Annotated in this window: 1 pseudogene; it reads right to left on the reverse strand. The window is 41.4% G+C overall.

What is annotated here, in order from left to right:
* Positions 1–420, reverse strand: a pseudogene (locus AB4486_RS23530) (EAL domain-containing protein); the annotation flags it as partial.

The raw sequence follows: 420 nt of genomic DNA on the forward strand, positions 1-420 counted from the left end.
CAGTATAGAAAGATAGTTAGCAAAGTAGCGAGGACTAACGAAGCCACCACTGTACCTAGAATGCTGACTTGGGAGTAAGAATCATAGAATTGCTTATTTGAAGAGAGTTGCAGTGTGATATTTAATGGACCCTCTTTTCGGCTTACTTTTGATACCGCATAAACCGAATCAATAGGTTCGCTTTCGAACCGTAACTCGGGGTCACCTTCAATTTCGATATTATATGCAATGCAGTTAGAACACTTAGACTCTTCTAAGTGTCCAATAAGAAAGGGGGTTAGGCTGGCAAAAAGCTGCTCGGTATTATGCTGTTTGACCAACAAAAGCTCATCACGAGAATCATAGGTATCTTTGGCCGCCATTAATTTTAGATCGTCAGTAACGTTGTGAACCGAGTATCGTGAAAGGTGAAGTTTGGGC

It is taken from the genome of Vibrio sp. 10N.222.55.C6 (assembly GCF_041473395.1).
In the GTDB taxonomy this organism is placed as follows: Bacteria; Pseudomonadota; Gammaproteobacteria; order Enterobacterales; family Vibrionaceae; genus Vibrio; species Vibrio crassostreae_C.